Source organism: Pseudomonas sp. SIMBA_068, from assembly GCF_046534705.1.
In the GTDB taxonomy this organism is placed as follows: Bacteria; Pseudomonadota; Gammaproteobacteria; order Pseudomonadales; family Pseudomonadaceae; genus Aquipseudomonas; species Aquipseudomonas putida.
On record NZ_JAWRYI010000570.1, the window covers coordinates 1 to 270 of the forward strand.

A 270-nucleotide genomic window follows, 5' to 3' on the forward strand; every position below is an offset into this window, starting at 1 on the left:
CTGAAGACTGCCACGCTGGGCGCCTGCACGTCGAAAACCCGCTGGCATTATGAAAAAATAAACGACGAGCAGGGAAAACCAACTTACCTGAAGACCACAACCACGTTCTCGCCCCACGGCGGTACGATCGAGAAAACGTCGGCCTCTGTACACTCGTCGCTGCGTAACCGCGCCATCGAAGAGGAAGATGCCAACGGCGTGGTCACCCGTTACCGCTATGATTCACTCAACCGGCTGCTTGAACAGACCGTGGCGCCAGATGACCCGGAT

At 57.0% G+C, this 270-nt stretch carries 1 protein-coding gene; it reads left to right on the forward strand.

Annotated elements, in window-relative coordinates:
- On the forward strand, positions 1–270 hold a 270-nt coding region (locus SB756_RS30455; protein WP_410913290.1), incomplete at both ends, for an RHS repeat domain-containing protein.